We start from the raw sequence: 5,184 nt of genomic DNA on the forward strand, positions 1-5,184 counted from the left end.
AACGCGGTCCAGATCGGCCAGCGTCATGTGGCCGGGCATGTTGATCAGCCGCCAGACGACCGGCTCGCTACCTTCGAGCTTCACCAGCAATCGGTAGGCGTGTTTGGGGTTGGACTTCCTGCGTGCTGCGGTCTTGCGTGTGGCCATCTTCGCAGCGTAGCAGGTGGGGCGCCGCCGCCGTTGCGGTCAACCTGCCGACGGTGCCCAGCGGTGTGGCAGAAGTTCGTCGATCCGGCTGGCCGGTTGCGTAGGCAAGCGGTCCAGCACGTCCTTAAAGTAGGCGTATGGGTCATGCCTTCGCGCGCCAGTTGCCGCCACCGGAGCACGACGTTGGCATTGATGCCATGCGCCAGCGCCACCTGCGCCACCGACTTGCCCGGCTCCCTGCACTCAGCCAGCACCTGTGCCTTCTTCGCCGCGCCGTATCTGCGCCGCGTCTTTTTCTCGCCTGTCATCGCGTCCACCTAAGTTAAGTGGACAGCCCCGATGGCCAGGTCAAACTGCCCCACTTGTGGCCACCCAAACTGCCCCGGGCAGGACGAGGGAGTTATGCGGGGTCTGAAGGCGTGACGAGGCGGGCTGAGGCCTCCTTCAGGCGGTAGCTTTTGCCCTCGAACTCGAGCATCGCGCAGCGATGCATGAGTCGGTCCAGGATGGTGGTGGCCATGGTCGCGTCGCCGAGGTAGCGGCCCCAGTCCTGGGCCACGCGGTTGGACGTGATGACGATCGAGCGGCGCAGCTTGTAGCGCTGGTGCACGATCATCTGCAGCAGCTCAGCGGCGTGCTCGCCGATGCGCCTGGCGAGGAACAGATCGTCCAGCAGCAGTAGGTCCGCCGCGACCCAGGCCCTGAGCAGCCGAGCCCGCTCGCTGGCGTCCGCCAGCGCGTACCGGGCTAATGCCCCGTCGGCTTCGACATAGGCGACGTCGTAGCCTTGCACGGTGGCCTGGTAGGCCACAGCCTTGGCGACATGGCTCTTGCCGGTGCCGGGCTTGCCCACCAGGAGCGCGTTTGTGCCTTCGCTAAGGAACTTCAGACTGTGCAGCTCGAAGCAGGCGCCGCGTGGCAGCTTAGGGTTGCTGTGGCCATGATCACCACTATGGATCGGCATCGGCGCTGGCGAGCGATGGTTTGCAGGCCAAATTCATCGATCAACCTAGCCAGGACAAGCAAGGGCCGGGATCTTCGGAGCTCACCGGGATCGGCTCTGGCAAGTGCGCAGTGGCGAACAAGGCGCTGGACAACTTCAAGGCGCGCTTCCGGCAACTCACACGCCGCGCAGCGGGATGCTGCATGGAGCAAGTGGTGCAAGGGCTGCGGCCCTACCTACTTGGCTGGAAGGGCTACTTCCGGATGGCGCAAACCCCGAGCGCGAGCTGGACGAATGGCTGCGTCACCGGCTGAGGGCGCTGCAGCTCAAGCGCTGGAAGCGAGCGACCGCCATTTATCGCGCACTGATGTCTATGGGCGCTCGGGTCGAAGTCGCGCACCGGGTGCGTCCGAATGGTTCTGCCGCGCGCCTCCTGACCTCAAGCTCTCGAACCGCCTGGTGCGGATCAGCATGCCGGTTGATGCGGCAGGGGAGCATCCAAAGATGGAGGCGCCCTATGCCAATTGGGCGGCAGTTCACGCAACTCTTCCTGGGAGACAGGAGGCAGTGATGCCAGCGGGCAGGCGGCCTGCAAGCCCATACGACTGGCAAGACCGAGGAGACGTCTACGGTGTGCCCTTGCGGATTTCGGCTTCGAGCTCTGGCGAGGCAATCTCGCTGATATCCCGGAAGGCACGGGCGAGCTGGTCGAGGAGCTTGCCGTCGGCCCCGTGCTCCTCGAAGCAGCTCTTCCACTGCCGCACCTCGCCCCAGATGCGGCGCATGATGCCCACCGCCATCGGGCGCTCCGGGAAGAAGGCGGCGTAGTGGCTCAAGGCGTTGTCCAGGGTGGCGAGCTTGCCCTGTTCCCCGACTCCCAAATGCAACCGGCGGTCGCTGGCCAAGACGGGTCGCGGCACCACGTCGTACAAGGGGCTGAGCACCCATCCACCAAGCCGTGGGTCGCGCACGAAGCCGTGGTTGCGTAGGTGGTCGTCGTCGTTGGTGACGAAGATGTTGAGCACCATGCGCGCAAACAGCTCCTCTGCGTTGGTCCGCACCCCAACGGGATGGACGTACCGGCGGATGGCGCGACCGAGGTCCGCATAGGCCTTGTCGGGCGATTCGAGCTCGCTGCAAGCCACCAGCGTGAGACCGCTGACGAACGGCAGACGCCCCTCCACCCGGCCGTCGCCGGGCCGGGTGTCGTGCAGTACTCCCTCCGGCCACGGCTCGCCCGCGTGGACCCAGTAGCGGTCGAACCGCCGGATGAGCATGACCGGTCGGCCGCCCAGGTCCAGGTAGCGCACCTCGGGAACGGTCAGGCCGCAGCGGCGGGCCAACTCCAAGGTGCAGGTCTCGGCCCGTGCCACGTCGAAGGTGTCGCCTTTGGCCGGAAACTTTGCCAGCCAGAGCGCGCCGTCGTCGTCGCGCACAGCGGCCTTGGGTCTTGCACCGCCAGCCGATGGCCCAGCGCCCAGGAAGTTCTCGAGGTTCGCCGGCACGGGAGCGCCGTTCTCGACGGCCTCCGCAGCCTGCAACACGTATTGCAGCGAGTGCATGTCGCTGGCCGACGGCGAATCGGGGCTCGTTCGATCCTCCCGCACGTCCAGCGCACCCACGCGGTCGCCGCCAGCGTGCAGCAGGTACTGCACCTCCAGCAGGCTGTTGGCCGGCGCTCTCAGGCGCGCCTCGATGACCCGGCGGCCCCAGGCGTCGGGCGCAGCGTCGCGAATGCCACCGAACTCACCCAGCCCGTTGACCGGGAAGAGCGCCTTGCCTTTGATGCCCTGCCGGTCTTCGAACGCCAGGCTCACCGGATCCAGCTCGAAGGCCTCCTTGCGGTCGAGGTAGCCCGTTCCGTAGGCGAACTCGCTGGCCAGCTCGCGGTTCTGCACGTTCGCGCCGTCGGTCTCCGTCAAGCCCAGGATGCCGGAAGGCACAAACCGATGCGCGTCGGCCTGCCAGATGTGGCTGAAGACGTAGACCTCTGATTTCTTGCGCACCATCAGAAGTCCAGACGCTCCAGCTCGCTCTTGCTCAAGGTGCGGACACGTTGAGTGCTCTCACGCGCGGCCAGCGCCTGAAGCGACGGGTCGTCCTCCTTCAGCAGCGACAGCAGTGTGACGCCAGGCGCAATCGCCTCCAGGTAGCGCAGGATTTGAGCCTGGGTGCGGCCGAGGTCCCCCTTCTCAAGCAGCACTGCTGTCGAGCGGGAGAGTCCAGCCCGCGTGGCGGCGTCTGCTTGTCGAATCCGCCGGGCCATGCGTAGGCGCGCCAGCTTCTCACCGAGCTGGCGGGCCTCGTCCAGGCGCTCTGGGGTCATCAGGGGGTGTTCGTTGCGCTTCATGGCTGCAATTTCAGTCTCAAAAGATTTAGAGCCTGTGATTGCAGACATTTTGATGTAGGCACAAAGGATCGTCAAGTGTGCAATCTCAGTCACAATTCTGTTTGTGTTTGCAATTGCGGACATTCACTCCTGGCTGGCCATTCTGTGCATCGCAGCACTCACCGAGTGCCTGGCTTTGCCTGAGGGGTACCTGGAGCGAGTCGACCTGATGGCGCTTCTGATGCCAGCCTGCCTTCGGGAAGGCTCTGACGGAAGGGCCGCTTGAGCGGATCGCTAAAGGCGCCGCGTCGAATCCGTGCGGCGACCTCTCTGCGCGCCTGTCCCTGCATCAGCCATGCGCTGCTTCTGTCGCCTCACCTGGAATCGATGCGCCTGTGCTGGCTGGACGCCCTTCCCGGCCGCCAAATCGTCCAGGAGGTCAGCCCACGTCTGGACCATCTGACGGCGTTGCTCAAGATGCGTGGCCCGGTCGTAGCTGCCGCCCAGTTCCTCGTCTGACACATGGGCCAGATGGCGTTCGATGACCTCCCGGTCCCACCCCAGCAGCTCGCGGACCAGCGTGCGCGCAGTAGCCCGAAACCCGTGCCCTGTGATCTGCTCCTGCGTGTCGTATCCGAGCGTGCGCAGCGCCGCGTTGACGGTGTTGTCGCTCATGTAGCGCGTCGCCTCCGAACGCTTGGCCATGCTGCGAAACACTGGGCCGGTAGGTCCGGTCAGCGGCAGAAGATCCCGCAATACATCGAGCGCCTGCCTGGGCAGGGGAACCAGATGGGCCGGGGTCCGGGAGTCACGCTTCTGCCACTCCCGCATCTTCATCTTCTCGGGGGGACACCGCCACAGCTTGCCTTCGAGGTCGATGTCCTCCCAATGCGCCAGGCGCAGCTGACCAGGACGCTGAAACAACATCGGAGCCAGCCGCAACGCGGCGCGGGTGACGACATTGCCCTTGTAGGCCGCGATGTCGCGAAGCAGCCGGCCCAACTCTTCCGGGTCGGTGATGGCGGCATAGTGGCGACTGCGAGGCGCAGGAAGCCCGTCAGTGCGGCTGTTCACAAAGTTCCGAGCCGGATCGAGCACACCCAAATCGACCGCGTATTGGTAGACATGCACGACGGCCTCCCGCACCCGCTGTGCGGTCTCCAGGTGTCCGCGGTCCTTGATGCGGTGAAGGCAACGCACAAGCTCGGTTGGCGCCACCGTTTCTATGGCATGCCTGCGTATTCCACTGATCGCGGACAGTGTTCCGGGCGATCGCGGACACCCTGAGTGGGGTGCCTGAGTGACGGCCCGGATGGTAGATCATCTGTCCGCTATCAGTTTGGAACTGTGTCCGCGATCAGCGTGGAACTGGCCTGGGTCAGGCCTGGGATGCGCCCCGGCGCAGTGACTCACCCTTGAGCGCGATCGTGTGTAAACCGTGCATCAGCCGGTCCATGATGGCGTCGGCGATGGTGGGCTCACCCAGCCATTGATGCCAGGCGCTGCTGGGCATCTGGCTCGTGATGAGCGTGCTGCGGCTGCCCACCCGGTCGTCCAGCAACTCGAGCAGGTCTTGACGCTCCTGGGCAGCGATGGGAGCGATCGCGAGATCGTCAATTAATGTCGAGCGCAACATTAATTGACTCATGTTGAGTGGTTGGTTATGTGGAGCTGCGAGATACGACGCCAGGCGCGCCGCATCGATGATGAGCAAGAACTCAACATAACCGAGGCGTAGGCCTACCGTGACTGTCCCTTTGACGGC

The 5,184-nt window shown here is 64.9% G+C and carries 5 protein-coding genes and 3 pseudogenes; 1 reads left to right on the forward strand and 7 read right to left on the reverse strand.

Annotated features, from left to right (window positions below):
• Positions 1-186 precede the first annotated feature (186 nt).
• From ACIQ67_RS19345 to ACIQ67_RS19355, 3 pseudogenes are all read right to left on the reverse strand, one after another.
• Positions 187-294 (reverse strand): annotated as a pseudogene (locus tag ACIQ67_RS19345) (transposase domain-containing protein); the annotation flags it as partial.
• A gap of 44 nt (positions 295-338) precedes the next feature.
• Positions 339-455: pseudogene (locus tag ACIQ67_RS19350) on the reverse strand (transposase); the annotation flags it as partial.
• 92 nt (positions 456-547) lie between these two features.
• A pseudogene (locus tag ACIQ67_RS19355) lies at positions 548-1,078 on the reverse strand (ATP-binding protein); the annotation flags it as partial.
• 53 nt (positions 1,079-1,131) lie between these two features.
• On the opposite strand from ACIQ67_RS19355, the gene ACIQ67_RS19360 reads away from it, so the two are divergent.
• Positions 1,132-1,404, forward strand: a complete 273-nt coding sequence (locus tag ACIQ67_RS19360) for a group II intron maturase-specific domain-containing protein (protein WP_397536009.1) — start codon at positions 1,132-1,134, stop codon at positions 1,402-1,404.
• 312 nt (positions 1,405-1,716) lie between these two features.
• Here the strand turns inward: ACIQ67_RS19360 and ACIQ67_RS19365 are convergent, their stop codons facing one another.
• From ACIQ67_RS19365 to ACIQ67_RS19380, 4 genes are all read right to left on the reverse strand, one after another.
• On the reverse strand, positions 1,717-3,099 hold the full coding sequence (locus ACIQ67_RS19365; protein ID WP_397536010.1) for a type II toxin-antitoxin system HipA family toxin: 1,383 nt from the start codon (positions 3,097-3,099) through the stop codon (positions 1,717-1,719).
• The gene (locus ACIQ67_RS19370) at positions 3,099-3,440 is read right to left on the reverse strand and encodes a helix-turn-helix domain-containing protein (protein ID WP_397536011.1); all 342 of its coding nucleotides are present in this window, start codon (positions 3,438-3,440) and stop codon (positions 3,099-3,101) included. Before ACIQ67_RS19370 ends, ACIQ67_RS19365 begins: the two co-directional genes overlap by 1 nt.
• A 273-nt stretch (positions 3,441-3,713) precedes the next feature.
• On the reverse strand, positions 3,714-4,733 hold the full coding sequence (locus ACIQ67_RS19375; protein ID WP_397536013.1) for a tyrosine-type recombinase/integrase: 1,020 nt from the start codon (positions 4,731-4,733) through the stop codon (positions 3,714-3,716).
• 64 nt (positions 4,734-4,797) lie between these two features.
• Positions 4,798-5,184: ATP-binding protein (locus ACIQ67_RS19380; protein ID WP_397536012.1), on the reverse strand; the 387-nt coding region annotated here is incomplete at its 5' end.

The organism is Roseateles sp. (assembly GCF_044373315.1).
Lineage (GTDB): Bacteria > Pseudomonadota > Gammaproteobacteria > Burkholderiales > Burkholderiaceae_C > JACDQM01.

Coding starts and splice junctions, on each gene's coding strand:
- ACIQ67_RS19365 (WP_397536010.1), bottom strand. CDS start 3,099: ATGGTGCGCAAGAAATCAGAGGTCTACGTCTTCAGCCACATCTGGCAG.
- ACIQ67_RS19370 (WP_397536011.1), bottom strand. CDS start 3,440: ATGAAGCGCAACGAACACCCCCTGATGACCCCAGAGCGCCTGGACGAG.